The organism is Bacillus sp. MYb209, from assembly GCF_002975175.1.
GTDB lineage: Bacteria > Bacillota > Bacilli > Bacillales > Bacillaceae_G > Bacillus_A.
In genome coordinates this window covers 522,856-540,937 of record NZ_PCNZ01000001.1, presented here as the reverse complement: position 1 = coordinate 540,937, position 18,082 = coordinate 522,856, and the positions used below count along the sequence as shown (strand labels likewise).

18 protein-coding genes, 1 pseudogene and 2 other annotated features (1 of these 21 cut by a window edge) are annotated in these 18,082 nt (G+C 37.2%); of the genes and pseudogenes, 15 read left to right on the top strand and 4 right to left on the bottom strand.

All coding sequences use genetic code 11. The features are described from left to right. Positions 1–33 (top strand) — a binding site (T-box leader) (it extends 206 nt beyond the left edge of the window). Positions 34–75: 42 nt separating this feature from the next. Then, positions 76–321, top strand: a binding site (T-box leader). A 52-nt stretch (positions 322–373) separates the two neighbouring features. The 10 genes from trpE (at position 374) to CQZ94_RS02950 (ending at position 9,566) form a co-directional block, all read left to right on the top strand. After that, complete coding sequence (trpE, locus tag CQZ94_RS02995) at positions 374–1,792, top strand: anthranilate synthase component I (protein WP_142395733.1); 1,419 nt, start codon at positions 374–376, stop codon at positions 1,790–1,792. After that, positions 1,789–2,376 carry an anthranilate synthase component II gene (locus tag CQZ94_RS02990; RefSeq protein WP_105584222.1) on the top strand — a complete coding sequence of 196 codons (588 nt, stop codon included), beginning with the start codon at positions 1,789–1,791 and terminating at the stop codon, positions 2,374–2,376. Before trpE ends, CQZ94_RS02990 begins: the two co-directional genes overlap by 4 nt. Continuing rightward, positions 2,373–3,398: an anthranilate phosphoribosyltransferase gene (gene trpD / locus CQZ94_RS02985; protein ID WP_105584221.1), complete on the top strand. Its 1,026-nt coding sequence runs from the start codon at positions 2,373–2,375 to the stop codon at positions 3,396–3,398. Before CQZ94_RS02990 ends, trpD begins: the two co-directional genes overlap by 4 nt. A gap of 1 nt (position 3,399) precedes the next feature. Further along, the gene (gene trpC / locus CQZ94_RS02980; RefSeq protein WP_105584220.1) at positions 3,400–4,161 is read left to right on the top strand and encodes an indole-3-glycerol phosphate synthase TrpC; all 762 of its coding nucleotides are present in this window, start codon (positions 3,400–3,402) and stop codon (positions 4,159–4,161) included. After that, the gene (locus CQZ94_RS02975; protein ID WP_105584219.1) at positions 4,158–4,772 is read left to right on the top strand and encodes a phosphoribosylanthranilate isomerase; all 615 of its coding nucleotides are present in this window, start codon (positions 4,158–4,160) and stop codon (positions 4,770–4,772) included. Before trpC ends, CQZ94_RS02975 begins: the two co-directional genes overlap by 4 nt. Continuing rightward, complete coding sequence (trpB, locus tag CQZ94_RS02970) at positions 4,769–5,962, top strand: tryptophan synthase subunit beta (RefSeq protein WP_105584218.1); 1,194 nt, start codon at positions 4,769–4,771, stop codon at positions 5,960–5,962. The genes CQZ94_RS02975 and trpB overlap by 4 nt, the downstream gene beginning before the upstream one ends. A gap of 3 nt (positions 5,963–5,965) precedes the next feature. Further along, positions 5,966–6,742 carry a tryptophan synthase subunit alpha gene (gene trpA, locus CQZ94_RS02965; RefSeq protein ID WP_105584217.1) on the top strand — a complete coding sequence of 259 codons (777 nt, stop codon included), beginning with the start codon at positions 5,966–5,968 and terminating at the stop codon, positions 6,740–6,742. Positions 6,743–6,817: 75 nt separating this feature from the next. Beyond that, on the top strand, positions 6,818–7,177 hold the full coding sequence (locus CQZ94_RS02960; RefSeq protein ID WP_105584216.1) for a DUF4029 domain-containing protein: 360 nt from the start codon (positions 6,818–6,820) through the stop codon (positions 7,175–7,177). Between the two features lie 114 nt (positions 7,178–7,291). Beyond that, positions 7,292–8,791, top strand: coding sequence for an L-lactate permease (locus CQZ94_RS02955; protein WP_105584215.1), 1,500 nt, complete (start codon positions 7,292–7,294; stop codon positions 8,789–8,791). Between the two features lie 91 nt (positions 8,792–8,882). Continuing rightward, entirely contained in the window at positions 8,883–9,566 is a 684-nt protein-coding gene (locus CQZ94_RS02950) for a DUF2278 family protein (protein ID WP_105584214.1), read from the top strand. 14 nt (positions 9,567–9,580) lie between these two features. Here CQZ94_RS02950 and CQZ94_RS02945 read toward each other — a convergent pair whose 3' ends face one another. After that, a complete protein-coding gene (locus CQZ94_RS02945; protein WP_105584213.1) occupies positions 9,581–10,414 on the bottom strand; it encodes a hypothetical protein in 834 nt (277 codons plus the stop codon). A 200-nt stretch (positions 10,415–10,614) separates the two neighbouring features. Here CQZ94_RS02945 and CQZ94_RS02940 point away from each other — a divergent pair, with 200 nt between their 5' ends. Then, entirely contained in the window at positions 10,615–11,397 is a 783-nt protein-coding gene (locus CQZ94_RS02940; RefSeq protein ID WP_105584212.1) for a zinc ribbon domain-containing protein, read from the top strand. Positions 11,398–11,416: 19 nt separating this feature from the next. Continuing rightward, positions 11,417–12,655, top strand: coding sequence for a TcaA 3rd/4th domain-containing protein (locus CQZ94_RS02935; RefSeq protein ID WP_105584211.1), 1,239 nt, complete (start codon positions 11,417–11,419; stop codon positions 12,653–12,655). Positions 12,656–12,701: 46 nt separating this feature from the next. On the opposite strand, the pseudogene CQZ94_RS30820 reads toward CQZ94_RS02935, so the two are convergent. After that, a pseudogene (locus CQZ94_RS30820) lies at positions 12,702–13,121 on the bottom strand (hypothetical protein). Between the two features lie 198 nt (positions 13,122–13,319). Here CQZ94_RS30820 and CQZ94_RS02920 point away from each other — a divergent pair. From CQZ94_RS02920 to CQZ94_RS02910, 3 genes are all read left to right on the top strand, one after another. After that, complete coding sequence (locus CQZ94_RS02920) at positions 13,320–14,654, top strand: CoA-disulfide reductase (protein ID WP_105584210.1); 1,335 nt, start codon at positions 13,320–13,322, stop codon at positions 14,652–14,654. Positions 14,655–14,755: 101 nt separating this feature from the next. Then, positions 14,756–15,244, top strand: a complete 489-nt coding sequence (locus CQZ94_RS02915; protein WP_105584209.1) for a GNAT family N-acetyltransferase — start codon at positions 14,756–14,758, stop codon at positions 15,242–15,244. 148 nt (positions 15,245–15,392) lie between these two features. Beyond that, the gene (locus tag CQZ94_RS02910) at positions 15,393–15,803 is read left to right on the top strand and encodes a DUF3908 family protein (RefSeq protein ID WP_105584208.1); all 411 of its coding nucleotides are present in this window, start codon (positions 15,393–15,395) and stop codon (positions 15,801–15,803) included. Positions 15,804–15,834: 31 nt separating this feature from the next. Here CQZ94_RS02910 and CQZ94_RS02905 read toward each other — a convergent pair whose 3' ends face one another. Together CQZ94_RS02905 and CQZ94_RS02900 are read right to left on the bottom strand one after the other, a co-directional pair. Then, positions 15,835–16,425 (bottom strand): class I SAM-dependent methyltransferase, encoded by a 591-nt coding sequence (locus tag CQZ94_RS02905; protein WP_105584207.1) that lies wholly within the window; start codon positions 16,423–16,425, stop codon positions 15,835–15,837. 91 nt (positions 16,426–16,516) lie between these two features. Continuing rightward, positions 16,517–18,079, bottom strand: a complete 1,563-nt coding sequence (locus CQZ94_RS02900; protein ID WP_105584206.1) for a SagB family peptide dehydrogenase — start codon at positions 18,077–18,079, stop codon at positions 16,517–16,519. Positions 18,080–18,082: the final 3 nt, after the last annotated feature.

Below are 18,082 nucleotides of genomic sequence, written 5' to 3'. Positions count from 1 at the left end.
TAAGGTGGCACCACGGGAGTACCCGTCCTTTCTATAGGATGAGTACTCCCTTTTTGTGTATAAAAAATTAAATAAGCTAAATCGTTTAAGTAAGAAGAGTACGTATATTTGGAGACGTTTCAGAGAGCTGGGGAGAGGTGAGAGCCCGGTACGGTGCCATATACGGAATGGGCTTACGAGAGGTATGCTGAACAATTGTTTTCAGTAGGCAACCCGGGTTCCGCCGTTACAAGGATAAGGTATATATTTTGTACCTGAATAAAGCGGGATGCTTTTGCATCCAACATGAGGTGGTACCACGGTAAATTTATCGTCCTCTACATATTTCGATATGTAGGGGACTTTTTTTATTTTTCAGAGTGAGGTGAAAGGCATGATGACGAAAGAAGAATTTATGAAGCAAAAAAACCAAGGAAAAACATTTTTAGTAATCGCTGAAGAAGAAGGAGATAGCATTACGCCAATTTCTTTATATAGACGTATGAAGGGGCAGAAAAAGTTTTTACTAGAAAGCTCGCAGCTTCATCAAGATAAAGGGCGCTATTCTTACTTAGGGTGTAATCCTTATGGAGAAGTGAAAAGTGTTGGTACAGCGGTAGAACGAACGATAAATGGTCAAACTGAAAAGTTTCAAAAAAATGTATTACATGTATTAGAAGAAGTACTCGCACCATCGCAAGTAGAAAGTCCATTTCCGTTTTGCGGAGGAGCGATTGGATACATCGGCTACGATGTAATTCGGCAGTATGAAAATATAGGAGTAGACTTACATGATCCATTAAATATTCCAGAAGTACACCTTTTACTATATCGTGAGTTCATCGTTTACGATCATTTACGCCAAAAGTTGTCGTTTGTATATGTATGCAGGGAAGATGATTCAGCTTCTTATGAAGAAGTATACGAAAGATTGCAAGTATACAAAGAGGAAGTGCTAAACGGAGAAGAAGAGAAGGTGAGTGAAGTAATATCATCTTTATCATTCACTTCTTCAGTAACTGAAAAAGAATTTTGTGAAATGGTAGAAACAGCGAAAGAATACATTCGGGCCGGAGATATTTTTCAAGTTGTATTATCTCAGCGTTTGCAAAGTGAATGTAAAGGAGATCCATTTGCATTATACCGGAAACTTCGAATTGCAAACCCGTCGCCATATATGTTTTATATCGATTTTGAAAATTATGTTGTACTCGGTTCTTCGCCGGAAAGTTTGTTATCAGTAAGAGAGGATAAAGTGATGACGAACCCGATTGCGGGTACGAGACCGAGGGGGAAAGCGAAGCAGGAAGATGAGGAAATCGAAAAAGAACTGTTAGGAAATGAGAAAGAGCGGGCGGAGCATATGATGCTTGTGGACCTAGGACGAAATGATATTGGCAGAGTAAGTGAAATTGGCTCTGTTACGATAGATAAATATATGAAAGTAGAGAAATACTCTCATGTTATGCACATTGTATCTGAAGTTTACGGAACATTGCGAAAGCAAATGAGTGGATTTGACGCATTAGCGTATTGTTTACCAGCTGGTACAGTATCAGGTGCTCCGAAAATTAGAGCGATGGAAATTATTAATACATTAGAGTATGAAAAAAGAAATGTATATGCCGGAGCAGTTGGATATATTTCATTCTCAGGAAATCTTGATATGGCGCTAGCAATTCGAACGATGGTTGTGAAAGATGAGAAAGCGTACGTTCAGGCAGGAGCGGGTATCGTCTACGATTCAGACCCGGTAGCTGAATATGAAGAAACATTAAATAAAGCGAGAGCGCTTTTGGAGGTTATGAAATGATTGTACTTATCGATAATTATGATTCATTCACATATAACTTGTATCAACTATTAGGCGAGTACGAGGAAGAAATTGTTGTCGTAAGAAATGATCAAATAACAATTGAACAATTAGAGGAGATGAAGCCGAAAGGAATTGTGCTATCACCAGGACCTGGGAAACCAGAAGATGCTGGAATTTGTATCGATGTTATTCGTCACTTTCATAAGAACGTTCCCATCTTAGGAATTTGCCTTGGCCATCAAGCAATCATATCCGCATTTGGAGGAGAAATTGTTAGAGCAGAGCGCATTAAACACGGAAAAACATCACGTGTGAAACATAACGGAACGTCAATCTTTTCGTACGTTACGCAGCCGCTAACGGCGATGCGTTACCATTCCCTCGTCGCAGCGCAAAATAGTTTGCCGCAGTGTTTTGACATACTCGCGACAGCGATGGATGACGGAGAAATCATGGCAGTTCGTCACAACTATTATCCGCTCTTCGGATTACAGTTTCACCCAGAATCAATTGCAACAGAAGAAGGCGGAAAGTTAATACGTGCCTTTTTAGCAGAAGTGAAAGAGGAGGAAAGAGTATGAACAGTTATCTTCGAAAATTAGTAGAGGGACAACATTTAACAGAAGAAGAAATGTATGAAGCGGGACTTCTTTTATTAAGTGACAACATATTGGAAAGTGAAGTTGCAGCTTTCTTAGTATTGCTGAAAGCGAAAGGCGAAACAGCAGAAGAAATATACGGTCTCGTTCGTGCTCTTCGCGAAAAGGCATTACCGTTTTCAAATCATATAAAAGGCGCGATGGACAATTGCGGAACGGGTGGTGACGGTGCGCAAACATTCAATATCAGTACAACATCGGCATTTGTACTTGCCGGAGCTGGTGTAAAGGTTGCGAAACATGGAAATCGCGCTGTTTCTAGTAAAACAGGAAGTGCTGATTTATTAGAAGAACTCGGTGTAAACATTAGTTGTACGCCAGGTGAGATTGACTACTTATTAGAAAATGTAGGGATTGCCTTCTTATTCGCACCAGCGATGCACCCAGCACTGCGACGCATTATGAAAATAAGAAAAGAATTAAATGTTCCGACGATCTTTAACTTAATTGGCCCTTTAACAAATCCAGTTAATTTAGAAACACAATTTGTCGGTATTTATAAACGAGATATGTTATTACCAGTTGCACAAGTATTACAAAAGCTAGGCAGGAAACAAGCGCTTATCGTAAATGGAAGTGGCTTTTTAGATGAAGCGTCATTACAAGGAGAAAATCATGTCGTCGTTTTAAAAGATAATGAAATAGTAGAAATGAGTATTGATCCGGAAAAGTATGGTTTCTCAAAAGTGAAAAATGAAGAAATTAGAGGCGGGAATTCAAAAGAAAATGCAAAGATTACGCTCGGAGTATTGAATGGAGAAAAGAGTGTTTACCGCGATACCGTCTTATTAAATGCAGGGCTTGCTCTTTTCGCAAACGGAAAAGCGGAAACGATTGAAGAAGGAATTAAACTAGCAACGCATAGCATTGACTCTGGAAAAGCATTAGAAAAATTAAACTTATTAATTACAGCAAGTCATGAAAAGTTAGAAAGGGTGAATTAAAGTGGGGACGATTTTAGACAAAATTGTAGAGCAGAAGAAAGTAGAAGTTGCGGAGTTATATGAAACATATTCACCAGTGAAAGAAAAAAGGAAAACAAACTCACTTGTGAAAGCTTTAGAGCAGTTTACTGTAATCGCCGAAGTAAAGCGAGCGTCTCCATCAAAAGGCGATATTAATTTACACGTTGATGTACCAAAACAAGTAAAAACATATGAAGAATGCGGCGCTGGAGCAGTTTCGGTTTTAACAGACAGTCAATTTTTTAAAGGATCGTTTCACGATTTACAAACGGCAAGAGCAGAAAGTAACATTCCGCTTTTATGCAAAGATTTTATAATCGATAAGATTCAAATTGATAGAGCTTATGAAGCAGGAGCAGATCTTATTTTATTAATCGTTGCAGCATTGTCAAAAGAGAAATTAAAAGAGCTTTATAACTACGTACTAGAAATGGGATTAGAAGCGATTGTTGAAGTTCATGATGAACAGGAATTAGAAATTGCGATCGAATTACATCCGCACGTTATCGGTATTAACAACCGTAATTTAAAAACGTTCGAAGTAGATTTAAGCCAAACTGAAAAGCTCGGAAAACGACTGAATGAGGAAAATCTACTTTGGATTAGTGAAAGTGGTATTCATTCAAAAGAAGATATCATCAGAGTCAAACGAGCTGGTGCCAAAGGCGTATTAGTCGGAGAAGCACTTATGACAACATCTTCTATTAGTAGCTTTTTCGATGAATGCAAGGTGAAAATATGAAAGTAAAGATTTGCGGTATTACTGATATGGAAACAGCGAAACGTGCTTGCGAATACGGAGCGGATGCAATCGGTTTCGTTTTTGCAGAAAGTAAACGGAAAATCACTCCAGGGCAAGCGAAAGAAATTATTGGGGAAATTCCAGCACACGTTTTAAAAGTTGGTGTTTTCGTAAATGAATCAGTAGAAGTGATCCGGAAAATTGCAGAAGAGTGCGGGTTAACACATGTGCAATTGCATGGGGACGAGGAAAATCACCATATTAGAAGATTGAATATTCCGTCTATAAAAGCGGTAGGAGTAGCTTTAGAGAAAGATATTGAACATGCGAAAAAATACGAAACAGATTACATGTTATTTGATAGCCCTAAAGAAAAGTTTCATGGTGGGAACGGTAAGACATTTTCATGGGAGTTACTCGCGCATATGCCAAACGATTTGCGAGAGAAAACGATATTAGCTGGCGGATTAAACATCCTTAATATAGAAGAAGCAATTCGAACCGTTCAGCCATATATGGTCGATGTGAGTAGCGGAGTAGAGACAGAAGGAAAGAAAGATTTAGAGAAAATAAAACAATTTATTAAAAAAGTGAAGGAGTGTTCCAAATGAATTACGCATATCCAGATGAAAAAGGTCATTACGGTATATACGGAGGACGATACGTTCCAGAAACGTTAATGCAATCCGTATTAGAGTTAGAAGAAGCGTATAAAGAAGCGATGCAAGACGAAGCGTTTCAAAAGGAATTAAATCATTATTTACAAACGTATGTTGGAAGAGAAACACCGCTTTATTTCGCTGAAAATATGACGAAGTATTGCGGCGGTGCAAAAATCTATTTGAAACGTGAAGATTTGAACCATACGGGAGCTCATAAAATTAACAATACAATTGGTCAGGCACTTCTTGCGGTAAGAATGGGTAAGAAGAAAGTTGTCGCTGAAACAGGAGCAGGACAACACGGAGTTGCAACAGCTACTGTATGTGCACTTCTCGGTTTAGAATGCGTCATTTTCATGGGGGAAGAAGATGTGAGACGACAAAAATTAAACGTGTTCCGAATGGAATTACTCGGAGCGAAAGTAGAAAGCGTTGCGGCAGGTAGCGGCACGTTGAAAGATGCGGTGAACGAGGCACTTCGTTACTGGGTTTCACATGTACACGATACGCACTACATTATGGGGTCAGTTCTCGGACCACATCCATTCCCGCAAATTGTCCGTGATTTCCAAAGTGTAATTGGAAAAGAAACGAAAAAACAATATGAAGCGTTAGAGGAGAAATTACCAGAAGCAGTCGTTGCTTGTATCGGTGGTGGTAGTAACGCAATGGGAATGTTTTATCCGTTCGTACACGATGAAGAAGTTGCCCTTTACGGCGTAGAAGCAGCTGGAAAAGGCGTTCATACAGAAAAGCACGCAGCGACTTTAACGAAAGGAAGCGTCGGTGTTTTACACGGATCGATGATGTACCTTCTCCAAAATGAAGAAGGGCAAATTCAAGAAGCACACTCTATTTCAGCTGGACTAGATTATCCAGGTGTTGGACCAGAACATAGTTTATTAAAAGATATTGGACGCGTTTCTTACCATTCGATTACAGATGATGAAGCGTTAGAAGCGTTTCAATTATTAACGAAAAAAGAAGGGATTATCCCGGCATTAGAAAGCTCACATGCTGTCGCATGCGCTTTAAAATTAGCACCGCAAATGAAGCAAGACGAGGGGCTTGTCATTTGTTTATCCGGCCGCGGTGATAAAGATGTAGAGAGTATAAAACGTTATATGGGAGAGGTGTAAAAAATGGGAGTAGAAAAAATTACAGCAGCGTTTGAAAATGGCAAGAAAGCATTTATTCCGTACGTAATGGGCGGAGATGGTGGACTTGAAAAGTTAAAAGAAAGAATCCGTTTTCTAGATGAAGCAGGAGCAAGCATCGTTGAAATTGGTATCCCATTCTCAGATCCAGTCGCAGATGGGCCAACTATTCAAAGAGCAGGAAAACGAGCGCTAGATAGTGGTGTAACATTAAAAGGTATTTTTCAAGCATTAATAGAAGTGAGGCAAGAAGTTCAAATTCCATTTGTACTTATGACATATTTAAATCCAGTACTCGCATTCGGAAAAGAACGTTTCATTGAGAGCTGTCTTGAAGCAGGTGTGGATGGCATTATCGTTCCAGATTTACCGTATGAAGAACAACATATTCTTGCACCGCTTCTCCGCGATGCGAATATTGCTTTAATTCCACTCGTTACCGTAACAAGCCCTATTGAGCGAATCGAAAAAATTACGAGTGAATCACAAGGATTCGTCTACGCCGTTACGGTAGCTGGTGTAACGGGAGTACGCCAAAACTTTAAAGATGAGATTCATAGTTACTTAGAAAAAGTAAAATCACATGTCCACTTACCAGTAGTCGCAGGATTCGGTATTTCAACACGAGAGCAAATAGAAGAAATGATTACGATATGTGATGGTGTTGTCGTTGGGAGTAAGGTTATTGAGCTTTTAGAAAATGAAAAGTTAGAGGAAATATGTGAGTTAATAGGGGCAGTCAAACAAACAGAAGAGGCGTAAGTCTCTTCTGTTTGTTTGATGTAAAAAATGTTAAAATATACAAAAGATTACTTCTAACTTAGAGGGGGAGAAGGCATGTTAAGACGTAAACTATTATATCTTCTTTTAACCGTACCACTATACGCTTGTCTAATTAGCATGACGAAAATAGAATTATTGGCTCTGTTTCTAGGATGTTTATTCATCTTCTCTAATCTAAATCGGATTCATGAGCAATCTACTTTAGAAGTATGTATATTTTCCTTCATTATAGGACTATTCACTATCGTTTCGATTGCACTGCTAAATGAATTATTTCAGTGGATACATTCATTTTCTTTAATGAAATTTTGGAATGTTGCATTGCAGGTAGTATGTGTTTATATTGTGTTTGCTGTTTTAGAAAGAATGCTGGGGCAGCAGACGGTTTTTCAGGATAAAAGAAAATGGGAGTGATTCAAAAAGGAGCCGCTTGGCTTCTTTTTTGAGTCTGTTACAAAAATAATTGAAAATTATGGTATCTGTTATATAATAGTTAAAATTGTACTTTTTACGAAAAGAGATGATAGCATGGCCATATTGTTGGCACTTATCCCAATTATGATGATTTTCATTTGTTTATTTTTGTTTAAACAAACGTCATTAAGATCCTCGTTAATTTCTTACGCTGTGTCTGTTGGAATCGTTTTACTCTCGCCAACATTTCAATTAGGGATAAGTGAAACTGTGCACGCAACGATTAAAGGTTGGTTAATTTGTTTTATTGTCGGGTACGTTTTATTTTTTGGTATTTTTTTATTTCACCTCATGAACAAAATGGGGTATATCGATCAAGTAGCTCGTTTTTTAGAAGAAGTTACTCACGATCGCTTATTACAAATGCTTCTTATGTGTTTTGGTATTTGCCCACTAATTGAATCAGTAAGTGGATTCGGTATTGGTTTTATGGTAGCGGCACCTATTTTTCTTTCATTAGGCTATAAACCATTTCAAGCTGTACTGCTTTCATTTATCGGCTTACTCGCAAGCTCGTGGGGCGCAATGGCAACTGGTACGATTATCGGTTCGCAGCTTATAAATATGCCACTTACGACACTTGGCACAAATACAGCACTATTAAGCATCCCGATGTTTGCTTACTTCATCATTCTTTCTTTGCACGTTGTTGGTGGCAGGCAGGCAGTTATTGAAAAGTGGAAGGAAGGAGTAGGATTCTTTCTATTATTTTCTCTCGGAATCTACCTTTCTAACGCATACGTAAGTGTTGAACTAGCAGGGATATTAAGTTCTATCGTTACAATTACATTTGGCTTTCTTATCATTAAACTAAAAGGGAAAAATGAACAAACCCTTATAACAGAACATGCTGCGGCTACGGAGAGAGAAGTATCGATTATAAAAATTATTAGTCCTTATATCTTTTTAACAGTTTGTATTTTACTTTCTCGCCTCGTTCCAGCATTACACGATTTTCTTAGGTCATATGCAGTTCTCGATTTAAAATCATATTCTTACAAACTAGAGCTACTATATTCGCCAGGATTTTGGCTCGCCATGACTTGTTTATTTACAATTATTTTCTTCCGTATTCCATCTAATATTATTAAACAATCACTCTCGCAAACGATAAAACAATGGATTCCTTTCGCAATTACAACGACGATGCTCATTGCGATTTCAGAACTAATGGGTGCATCTGGTATGCATTCATTACTCGCAAAGACAGCTGGTGAAACATTTGGTACCTTTTTCGTTTTCGTTGCTCCGTTCATTGGAGGAATTGGCGGCTTTTTAACAGGTAGTAACGCAGGATCAAATGCGATGTTTATTAAACTCCAAATGCAAACAGCACAAAACGTAGCACTCCCGTGGCAATACGTCACAACACTGCAAAACACAGCATCATCAGTAGCGACAATCGCTTGCCCATCACGTATAACACTAGGCGCTTATTTATGTAATATCCCTTATCGTGAAAACGAACTACTAAAGAAGACGACGTTAATGATTTTTGGTGCGGTGTTGCTTGTAGTGGTAGAGGTGATTTTTTGGTATATGTTGAGAAAATAAAAAATCCTCCTGGCAAAGGAGGATTTTCTTTTTATATGGATAATGCCTTAAGTATGAATAGCTTCTACTAAATGAATAGGAGATGAAATGTATGCCCTTAAAAAACTACGGTGTATTAAAAGGTACAGTTATACAATCTAAGATTGGAAAAGGGAAAACACCTCATTATCAAGTTCATTTACAAGGCGAAGCAGGAGTAAATTATCGTATTGCAATTAACGTAAAGTCGCAAAGTTATCCGTCGGAAGTTTTATATTTTGCAAGTAGTAACATTCGGTCAGAGGCGATTCATATTTTACCAACATTACCGTTCGGCTTTACAGAAGTGAAAAATAATGAGCCGAAAGTCGCTTTAGATTATGTAAGAGGTAATTTATTTGATTCGAAGCAAATGATTCCTTTACCTGCTGAAAAAGCAGGAGTGGATAATGATTTGAATGAAAAAATAGAGCGGTATATAAAGAGAGCAATAGAAGAAAAAGCGATTATTTACGCGTTCGGTGAAAGATGGGGACCGGAAGAAACTACACCTGATTTCTACTTTCATTTTAAACCAGGAAACGGTATACATGATATTCATATGAACCAAGGAAATGTAGAGAAATGGCAAGGTGACGACGGTATATGGCAAGACGGTGGACTACTTATTCATTTTGAGAAGAAAGAAGAGTGGATAGGTATTTTCCTTGCTTTTCAGTCACAATCATGGTGTATCGATGAAGAAGGGCATGCTCGTGTTCCGGTTGAGAATTGTAGTTATAAGAGAGAGAAATGATTAGAGGAGGTAGTTCAAAATGAACTACCTCCTCTAATTTTATAAAACACAAAACTCACAAGTGTAGAAATACAAGAGAAAAGCAGCGCCACACTAGAAAACGCGATGAGATACATATTATATTTCATAACTTTGCCGATTAGTTGGTTACTATCGTACTGAAAAAGCCCTGCTATTATATTGAATAAAAATAATACGATAAACATTACGATGACGCCGTCTATTGATCCTTTAATGTCTGGTTTACTTAAAGCGATATGTGCGGAAATACAAATAGCGATAAATAAAAATAACCAAAAAGAAGGGGTCAATAAATTGCTCATTGTAAACAAGCTTTTTAATAAAAAGAATGTTGATAAAAACATGTTTTGAATCATGTCTAAGTTAATAGAAGTCGATGCAATCGTTGTTTCGAGAGTCGTATTAAATAAAGAATATGACTCGGGTACGAAATAGCGCATTAAAAGTATTAAGGTAGTAATACCAGAAATAATAGGGCCGATGCCGATAAAGAAATTCCCGATTCGTTGATATATACTTTTTTGATTGTATTGATGTTGTACGTAACCTAGAGCTCCTTGACTTGTATCTGTTGGGAAGAACTGCGTTGCTACAATTTTATGACGAAATAATAGACACATAATTGCATGTCCAAACTCATGAACGGGAACACCGATCCATGCAGTCAAAAGAAAGCCTTTCCTACCAAAAGCTCTCGACCAATACATTCGTGTGAGAGATTCTAAATAACCTAATATAAATCCAATTACAATGATGATTCCAATTAAAGAAAATAATTGTATCACACTTGTAAGGAGTGTTTGAAAAATCGAGTTTACAAATTCCACTGTCTTCATCCAATCTGTTTAAAGTTGCACTTTATTTGCTCTGTTTCATAATAACATTATTTTTCTATATTACTAGCACACATAGTTTCGTTTAAAAGAAGGATTTTATATTCTTTTTCTTGTAGTCATGTTTTATGTCCAAAGTCATATATTGAATTTGTAACACCCTATAAGGTATATGTTTAAGGAGGGATAAGAGAATGAAATGTCCGGCGTGTAATACAGAAAATGCAGCGGAAGCAAAGTTTTGCGGAAATTGTGGACATTCGTTAACGGAAGAAGCCGTAGCAAGTGGTGGGCAGGAAGAAGGGCAACTATCGCGCCCGGCACAAGTAAAGGAAAGTCGTCCGAATGAAACGGTAGAACAAGCGAAGAGATTTGCAAGTGGCTATTTTCAGTTCTTTAAAAATGCTTTTAAATCACCATCGGCCATTATGAAAAGTGGAAATATTGAAGCGCGAAATGGAATTGCAAGCCTTGTACTTATTTGTTTTTTAGGAGCATGTATTTTTTATAGAATGATGAGCGCGGCGGCGACTGTTACGAGGACATTAGTGCCAGATATAACTACTCCTACTTTCTTTGGAGAATCTGTAATGGTCTTTTTCTTTTTATTAATTTTAACTTTATTTGTCGGATTTATTATTTTTGTAAGTGGTAAGATGATGAAATCATCTTTTTCTTTTCTTGAAGCATTCGGTATATGGGGGACGATAGCGACGCCAGCTATTGCTATACTAGTTCTTTCTTTTCTATTTAGTTTCCTATTGATCTTTTTTTTACCAATATTATTAGGGCTGGCTACAACGTATATGGGAATTAGTATAATTGTAGCTATATTAAAACTAGATAACGGTGGATTAGATCCTGTTTACACACTTCTTATCGCAAATGTTTTAATTGGAATTGCAACGTTTATTGTGTTTTGGTCTTACATTAACACGATAATTCAAACCTTTACACAGGGATTAACTGGCTTCTAACGAAAAGGTGGTTGAACGGATGAATGTATGCACAAAGTGTGGGACGCATTTTGAAGACGGTGTGCAATTTTGTCAAAATTGCGGGACGAAGAGGGGAAATCCTGTAGTAAAAAAGCAGAAAATGAGCAAAGGGACAATAATTGGAATTACACTTTTAACATTTTTTATTATAGTATTGGGCGGATTATATGCGTATGGATCTTCATATTACTCACAATCATCGCAAGTAGAGAGAATTATTACTGTTTTACAAGAGAGGGACGGAGAGAAATTAGCTGAGATTGTCACGACAGATGATCTAGCCGTTATTGTAACGAGAGAGAGCTTAACGCCTCTATTTTCATATATAAAAGAAAATCCATCTTACGTGAATGAATTGAAAGAATATTTGAGGCAAGGTGAAAAACAAGGGGATGGAATAGAAAGAGCAGATTTTTCTTTAACGAAAGACGGGAAACATTTCTTTTTATTTGATCGGTATAAATTGAAAGCGAAGACGTATTATACGACTCTGCTTACAAATGAAAAAGGGACATCTTTAAAATTGAACGGAAAAGAAATTGATAAGACAAATGACAAAAAGTTTGAGAAGCAATATGGGCCGTTTCTTCCAGGAGCTCAAGTATTTCAATCCGAATATAAAAATGACTATGTAAAACTATCACGTGAGGAAAAGGTTGTACTTATGAAACAAAGTCAAAATAATGTAACGATAGATTTAACGTTGCAAGGGCAATATATTACAGTTCAAACGAATGAGCCTGGTGCAACATTATATGTGAATCAAAAGCCAGTTACAGCATTGACCGGAGAAGAAATTACGTGGGGACCGATAGCGACCGATGGAAGTGCGGCGATTTATTTAGAACGAAATGGAGAAAATGGAAGGGAAATGACGAAGGTAGAAACGGTAACGGCACTTTCGGCTTATAGCCTGCCATTCCAAAAGAAAAGTACAGAAAAAACGGTTGTTTACAATGTTACCCCGCCACCTGCGACGGGGTATGTATATAATGCCTTCATCTTCCCTGATAGTGATATTCGAAAATTAACGAGTTCAGATTTAAGATACTTATCGAAAGAGCAGTTGAAAATTGCTAGAAATGAAATATACGCAAGACATGGACATATTTTTCAAGCGAAAGATATGCAAACGTATTTTTCAAAACAGTCTTGGTATAGAGAAAATCCGTATTTTACAGGGAAGTTAACGGATATTGAAGTTTATAATGTTGAACTTATCAAATCAAGAGAATAGAACGCGTGAAAAAGGTACAGTGTATATTACTGTACCTTTTCTATGGTTATTTAGCTGGACCAGGATCCCTTGAGAAAAAGATGTGAAAGAGAAATGTGACTTTACTTGCTTTTCCTGATGTACTAGCCTGTACAGCGGATAAAGAACTAGACGTTAAAGCTGCTTCAGAATGGGGTGGTACGACTATTTTGAGCGCATCATCATCATCTTATGTAGTAACTGTTATTGTATCGGGAGATAAGTTAACGATTTTAACAGTACCGATGGGGAAGATGGACTTACCAGCGTGTGATGCAGAAGCGAAACGGGTAGCTTTCCAAATAGTTTGTGCGAAAGTATCATCGTTAGATAACCAAGCGCGAGCGCTGTATATTGTTGCGTTAATGGAAAACTCTTGTTCAAGCGGGAGGGCGGGTCTCGGTTCTATCGGTTCCTCTGGAAGCTGGACGAGAAGGCCGGCGCACATGTATGTTTCACCTACTTTCAATAGTTACTGTTATAGCATATTAAACATCTTATTTATAAGACACGACGGTTACCTATTTATACATAGTCTTGTGCACTAAATTTGTAGATTAAATTCTCTTTCTTTACAATGGAAGTAGGTGTTATTTCTATAAATTATGGAAATCGTAAAGAGTATGTAAAAAGAAGGAGTGGTAAAGTGAAATATGTCATTATTGGCGGAGATGCAGCTGGTATGAGTGCAGCAATGCAAATTGTTAGAAGTGATGAAACGGCAAATGTTGTAACGTTAGAAAAAGGTGAAATCTATTCATACGCTCAGTGCGGATTACCGTATGTGATTAGTGGTGTTATCGCCTCTACTGAAAAGTTAATTGCACGCGATGTAAAGACGTTTCGTGATAAATATGGGATTGATGCGAAAGTGCGTCATGAAGTAACGAAAGTAGATACGGAAAAGAAAATTGTGTATGCAGTACATACGAAGACGAAAGATGTCTTTGAATTTTCATATGACCGATTATTAATCGCGACGGGTGTACGTCCTGTAATGCCGGATTGGGAAGGTAAAGATTTACAAGGTGTTCATCTTTTAAAAACAATTCCAGATGCAGAGCGCATATTAAAAACGCTAGAAGCGAATAAAGTTGAAGATGTAACCATTATTGGCGGCGGTGCAATTGGTCTAGAGATGGCAGAAACATTTGTAGAACTAGGAAAGAAAGTAAGAATGATTGAGCGAAACGATCATATTGGCACAATTTATGATGCCGATATGGCGGAATATATACATAAAGAAGCAGACAAACATAATATTGAAATTTTAACAAATGAGAATGTAAAAGCGTTTAAAGGAAAAGAAAGAGTGGAACAAATTGAAACAGATAAAGGGACGTATAAAACTGATCTCGTTTTAGTATCTGTCGGTGTACAGCCAAATACTGATTTTCTTGAGGGGACAAATGTACATAAAAATCATAAAGGTGCAATTGAAGTAAATGCTTATATGCAAACAAATGTGAAAGACGTATACGCGGCCGGAGACTGTGCAACGCATTACCATGTTATAAAGGAAACTCATGATCATATCCCGCTTGGAACGACTGCGAATAAACAAGGGCGACTTGCCGGACTCAATATGGTTGATAAACGAAGATCATTTAAAGGTACGTTAGGTACAGGCATTATTAAATTTATGAATCTGACGCTCGCAAGAACAGGCTTAAATGAAAAAGAAGCGAAAGGGCTAAACATCCCATATAAGACGGTCAAAGTAGATTCAACAAATATGGCGGGTTATTACCCGAGTGCTTCGCCACTTCACTTGAAATTACTATATCACGCCGATACGAAACAATTATTAGGAGGACAAGTAATTGGAGAAGAAGGGATAGATAAACGCATTGATGTTATCGCAATGGCACTTTTCAATAAAATGAGCATTCACGATTTAGAAGATGTCGATTTAAGTTACGCACCACCATATAACAGCGTTTGGGATCCAATTCAACAAGCAGCAAGGCGAGCGGAATAGCACTTTTTAAAGTGCTATTTTTTTGTTAAAGGGGAATAATCATTTTTGTCGAATAAAGAGATTTGGGAAATAGTTACATATAGGGAAGGGGATCTTTAAAAATGGTTGTGGCACTTCAAAAAGTCCAAGAATTAGAAAAAGAAATATTACGTAATTTGTATGTACTATATCTTCATGACCTTTCTAAGTTTACTACTAATATAACTATTGGAGCGGACGGCTTTTTTGAATACGAAGATTTGGACACGTTTTGGAAAATTGATGGAATCACTCCATATTTCATAAAAGCTGATAATAGTATTGTAGGATTTTTATTACTATTGGAACGTCCATTTTTGAAGAAAGAAAACGACTTTGGCATTAATGATATTTTCATATTGAATCAATACAAGGGAAAAGGAATCGGTAAGCAAGTTATTGAAAACTTACTAGAAGAGAAACGAGGCAAATATTTCGTTATTGAGCTTGTGAAAAATGTACCAGCTGTTTCTTTTTCGAAGAAATTATATAGAGAGCTAAACATTGAATTTGATGAACGAAAACAGCTAATTGATGATGAGGAATGCTTCGTGCAGACGTTTAAAATATAATGGAATTGGTGCTCCGTATGTAGTACTTTGAAATTTAACTTTATTTCGAATATACCGTTCACCCTTGAAAAACTTAGTACTTATCGCTTATATTGTCATATAGTATTTGTTTTTTTAACAAAGCAATGAACGAACCAGGGGGCACAGTATGGCAATTAACATGAATACAATCGAAGAATGGATTGCTGAATCAAATGCAAGAAACGAAGAAGACTTAGGAAACGTTGTTGAAGAGATGAAAGAAGTATGTGTCGGACTTGATAACGCGACATTAATTTATACGAAAAACGTATTTTGTTTCGGTAAGAAAGTAGAAGTATTGTTTTTCTTCCAAGATCAAGTCGTTATCGGAGAAGAGAAGGAAGAGTATATTGAGATTGAAAAATTAAAGTATGATGATATTACAAATAGTAACTTAAAAACAAATGATAAAAATACAACGTTAGAATTAAAGTTTGCTAACGGGAAATCTATCAGTTTAGATAGCCTGAATGATAACTACGGTACGAAAAATTGGCTATTCGCAAGACAAATTAAGAGTATTTTTAAATTAATCTAGTAAAACAGTAGGCCCTGGAGGGTCTGCTTTTTTACTTATTTCCTATTACGCAAAGGCACCCTCTTTCTTCGTAATATTTCACGCTTGTAAATCCCGTCTTATAAAAAAGGTTTACTAATTCTTCGGTCGTCTTAAATTTATCCATATGATATTGGATTTTGAAAGTTTCAGCGACTAGTAAAAAGGATCCGTTCGGTTTTAAGATGCGAAATACTTCTTTTATATCGTGTTCAAAATCGGGCCAAAAGTAATGGGTTTGAAGGGCGGTAATGAGATCGAAGAAGTTCGTATTGTATGGAATAGAGGACACACTTGCCTGATGAATGATTATTTTTTCTGTTTTTACATCCTTCATATTGGTTTTCTTTGAGTTTTCAACAGCCTGTTCTGAATAGTCAATGCCGTATATTTTTCCGTGGGGAGTTACTCTTGAAAGGCTATGTATTGTTTTCCCACCTCCGCAACCGATATCTAAAATAACTGCATCTTCACGTATATGTATTTTTTGTAAAGCCCAATTTGTTAGTCTCGTATGCGCAGCATTCATAATGCAAAGCATAGAGGAACCAATTGTCCCACGAGGATTTTTCGCTTGCTCGATTAATCGTTGTAAAATACCCAATTCCAGCTCTCCTTTTATATAAGAATATATACTTATTTCGCTTTTAATAATTTAACTCCTTTAAAAAAGCACGCCGTCTACCGGCGTGCTTCTAATTATGCAAGGACCCTTTTAGCCAATTTCGCGCTCGATACGCCCCAACCGGAATTTGAATGAGTGAAGTTTTATTTCCGGCATCAATCCCGTACAATTGATCGCATGAATTTGTATCAAAACTTAGTAACGGATGCCCGCCCATCCCCATAGCGGTCGCAGCTAAAACGAGTTTATGAACGAGCATGCCAGCTTCCATTTGGTGAATGCGGTATCCTCTATAACCTAATTTATTTTTATAGTAATCTTTATTTCCGATTACATGTAGACAAAGTGGTACTTGAAAAAGATTTACGTTATCCATCGTCATACTAGATTGAAGCGGATAACGAAGGTCTCCGTGCTGAAGTGGCTGTATGGAATGTGTCCTACTGTTATAAGCGTAAGCGCCGTTTTCTATGTCTTTTACGTTATAAAAACATCCATATAATGAGACTCGTGCGTTTTCATTTACATACTTGCCATCAAGGTCGTTGTAATAAGGGAAAGAGAGGCTCGCTTCTTGTAGTAGAGTAGCGAGCTCGGCTGCATCCCATTTCGTTAAAATGAAGTCAGAATCAGGTGAATATCGTTTTTTACAAAGATGTAAGAAATCATACGATAAACGCTCTACTTTTGGTAGCTGTACAGCGTGTGCACTATATTGATGTCGGTCTTCTTGAGTTAATGTTTGGAAGTGTTCTGTCGATTCAATCATAGATGCCGCGTTTATTTTTTTTATCATCGGATATTCATCTACATATTTTGAGCGAACGAAATGCTCATGTGTTAACGGCGGGATTTGCTGCAGTAAGTCATGAGAAGTAACTGTTTTATTTTCACAATGATCATTGTGAAACCAATCTGCAGTGGGTTCTGTACTTAAAGGAATAACAGCATATACACTTTCTTCACCTTCTGACAGTCCAAGTAAATGATTCATTGCCCGGTCTAGAAACTGAAAATATACACCGTTTGTATAACCGAATTGTTTTGCGCATTCAAGCAATTGACCGATCAGAACACCACTATCTAATCCTTGCAGACGATACGAAAAGTTATTGTATTTAAAGAAGTTTTTCCAAAACATAGTGGATACGAATGCAGCGCCAAAACAAGAATGTATGTTACAACGATTGCCGAGTGCTTCTGTAAGATAAGAATCGAAATTTCCTTCGCGAAGTAAGATGAGACGATGATGCGCGGCGTCATAATGGTAAATGCCGTCTGGATAATGATCAATTTTTAAATACATATATAATTCATTTGGATATAAAGCACCCCCAGAAGGGATGAATCTTCGAAATAGAGTCGTTGTTTTATTATTTTCTAGGCTAGTAGTAGGTTGACATAATTGTGTTAAACCAAATGAGTACCAAAGATAATGACCGAGTTCCTCTAAGTTAGGTTTAGTAGAAGAATTCCGCAAAGTTAAAGGGATTTCTAAAGAGAGAGGGATGACTGGTAAATTTCGATATAATTTATAAGGAAGTGGTGCGTCTTCCCAATCAATCTCTTTATCGGACGACATAATTTCATTAATAGAAAAATGGAGATGATGTAAAAAAGTATCCAGTTGCATCAA

Coding starts and splice junctions, on each gene's coding strand:
- CQZ94_RS02900 (WP_105584206.1), bottom strand. CDS start 18,079: ATGCAACTGGATACTTTTTTACATCATCTCCATTTTTCTATTAATGAA.
- CQZ94_RS02975 (WP_105584219.1), top strand. CDS start 4,158: ATGAAAGTAAAGATTTGCGGTATTACTGATATGGAAACAGCGAAACGT.
- CQZ94_RS02935 (WP_105584211.1), top strand. CDS start 11,417: ATGAATGTATGCACAAAGTGTGGGACGCATTTTGAAGACGGTGTGCAA.
- CQZ94_RS02990 (WP_105584222.1), top strand. CDS start 1,789: ATGATTGTACTTATCGATAATTATGATTCATTCACATATAACTTGTAT.
- CQZ94_RS02955 (WP_105584215.1), top strand. CDS start 7,292: ATGGCCATATTGTTGGCACTTATCCCAATTATGATGATTTTCATTTGT.
- trpE (WP_142395733.1), top strand. CDS start 374: ATGATGACGAAAGAAGAATTTATGAAGCAAAAAAACCAAGGAAAAACA.
- CQZ94_RS02915 (WP_105584209.1), top strand. CDS start 14,756: ATGGTTGTGGCACTTCAAAAAGTCCAAGAATTAGAAAAAGAAATATTA.
- CQZ94_RS02950 (WP_105584214.1), top strand. CDS start 8,883: ATGCCCTTAAAAAACTACGGTGTATTAAAAGGTACAGTTATACAATCT.
- CQZ94_RS02940 (WP_105584212.1), top strand. CDS start 10,615: ATGAAATGTCCGGCGTGTAATACAGAAAATGCAGCGGAAGCAAAGTTT.
- trpD (WP_105584221.1), top strand. CDS start 2,373: ATGAACAGTTATCTTCGAAAATTAGTAGAGGGACAACATTTAACAGAA.
- CQZ94_RS02910 (WP_105584208.1), top strand. CDS start 15,393: ATGGCAATTAACATGAATACAATCGAAGAATGGATTGCTGAATCAAAT.
- trpA (WP_105584217.1), top strand. CDS start 5,966: ATGGGAGTAGAAAAAATTACAGCAGCGTTTGAAAATGGCAAGAAAGCA.
- CQZ94_RS02960 (WP_105584216.1), top strand. CDS start 6,818: ATGTTAAGACGTAAACTATTATATCTTCTTTTAACCGTACCACTATAC.
- trpB (WP_105584218.1), top strand. CDS start 4,769: ATGAATTACGCATATCCAGATGAAAAAGGTCATTACGGTATATACGGA.